The sequence below is a fragment of the Paenisporosarcina sp. TG20 genome (assembly GCF_000286315.1).
GTDB lineage: Bacteria > Bacillota > Bacilli > Bacillales_A > Planococcaceae > Paenisporosarcina.
On sequence record NZ_ALJG01000084.1, the window covers coordinates 1 to 2,125 of the forward strand.

A 2,125-nucleotide genomic window follows, 5' to 3' on the forward strand; every position below is an offset into this window, starting at 1 on the left:
AAGAACGCCACAACGGTGGCAACGCCTTCGTGACCAACACCCTGTTGGCCTGAGGAGGCTCACGGATCGCCCGCGGAAAGCGTCCGCCTGTAACGGAAATCACACCGGAAACCAATGTCGATATTATATGGAATGTCCTTCTAGACTGATACTTAAATCATTTTACTTAAAGGATGGGGTGTACTTTGCCCGGTTTTTCTTAGATTTTTTATTAAAAATGTAATGCACAGATATGCTCTTTAAAACAACCTATAAGCCCCTAGTCTATAAAGGAAAAATATGTTAGGTAGGTCGTTAGATTAGAAATAAGAAGTGACTAAAATGATTAGCCTCTAGAGTGTTAAAGGTCTATATTCTTGGTAGAACTGAGGATCTTATTACATTATAATAGTAGACATGCATAGAACGGATTAGTGGTTAGAATGAAATACAAATAAAGCATAAGGTGGAGTTGCAATGATATTACAATTTAAAGTACAGATTAAGTATACGAAACCGACAGTATTGCGACGACTACAAGTGGAAGACCAGACGACATTTAATGATTTTCATAAAGTACTGCAGATAGCGTTTGATTGGGAAGACTCCCATTTGCATGGATACCAGATGAAGAAGGTAGAAGGAAGATCTGTAAACGATGTTTCAATTGGCCTTGATGACGGGGAGGAATTCGGTCTATTGCAATTTTCGCAGTTCGATGAGCTGGAGGAGAAACTAGCAGATTGGTTTTTGATGGAAAGAGATAAAGGGATCTATACATATGATTTCGGGGATAACTGGGAGCATGAGATTGTGTTGGAAAAAATCTTGCAACCAAAGGAAAACGTGTTCTATCCTCATTGCCTCAAGGCAGTAGAAATTGCTCCCGAAGAAGACAGCCGTGGAATGGAAGAATGGCGTGAGCCTGTAGAAATGAATGAGTTAACAAGCCAAGTGAATGAAAAGCTTAAACCATTGACAAAATTACCTAAAAGCCAGTTAGAGGATTCAAACGTCTGGAAACAGTTGATAGAAAAGATGAAGGAACTAAATGCGGCAACTCCATGGAGCTGGATCTATGATGACCAGGTGTTCATTGTGGAGGATCCAATAACTAAAGAGAAATTGTTTGTCTCAGTACTGGGTGGTGCCGGACAGGAATTTGGCCTAGCGGTTTATATAGGACAAGAAGGTTATCGCTCTCTCAAGAATATAATGGAAAACAAGATGTCTACAGACGAACTAGTGCTAGTGCAACGTAGTATATTGGCGTCGTTTGTAGATCGTGGAGAACTTGAATCGGATGATTACTCGTTATTAAAGAAACTCGGTATGAGTTTTAGAGGGAAGAAGCAATGGCCACAATTCCGCAGTTTCAAACCAGGCGATTATCCATGGTCTATTGACGAAGAGGAAGTCCGACTATTGGTCGTGGCAATTGAACAAACACTTGTCATGTTACGAAAAGTAAAAGCAGGATTAATGGTGCCTGTTTTTCTTGAGGATGAAGAATTTTTTGCAAGGGTTTTATTGAATGATGGTACTTGGGGAGACGACTCTATATCTGTTCGAGAAATCGAAGTCAATTCGAGGCAAACTGAATTGGAGTTATACATTTCTGAAATCGAACTTAAGAGAGTGAAAAACCTTCCTGCTAACAATATGCTAGTAGAATTTGACGTTTTTCATATGATGTTACCGGTCCAACCCGTACCGGATGCACGTCCATACTTCCCATTGATGGTGGTAGCAATGGATGCCCAAGAAGGGTTAGCTATCCATCAGAATATGTATGAAGGAAAAAACCGAGCTGAAATTATACAACTTGGGTTCATTGAAATGATGATGGTACTGGGTAATATCCCGAGTGAAGTCTGGGTGAAAGAAGAGACATATAAGCTTCTTCAGCCATTGCTAAAGAAAATAAAAGTCAACGTGGTTCAAGTTGAAGAGCTTCAGCAGGTGGACCAACTTAAAGCATTCCTTATCGAAATGAACCGCTGAAATGGTAAATCATAAATACAGGTGAAGAAAAACTATCGTTTTCTCCACCTGTTTTATTTTAGGGAATTATTAGTCAGACCCCGTTAAGTTTTAAAATATTTATTTCAAAAAAAACTTTCCGGCTAGTTGTAAAATTAAATGC

At 39.4% G+C, this 2,125-nt stretch carries 1 protein-coding gene; it reads left to right on the plus strand.

The features are described from left to right. Window positions 1-456 precede the first annotated feature (456 nt). Window positions 457-1,983: a plasmid pRiA4b ORF-3 family protein gene (locus tag B371_RS0100560; protein WP_019412412.1), complete on the plus strand. Its 1,527-nt coding sequence runs from the start codon at window positions 457-459 to the stop codon at window positions 1,981-1,983. The last annotated feature ends 142 nt before the right edge of the window (window positions 1,984-2,125 follow it).

Coding starts and splice junctions, on each gene's coding strand:
- B371_RS0100560 (WP_019412412.1), top strand. CDS start 457: ATGATATTACAATTTAAAGTACAGATTAAGTATACGAAACCGACAGTA.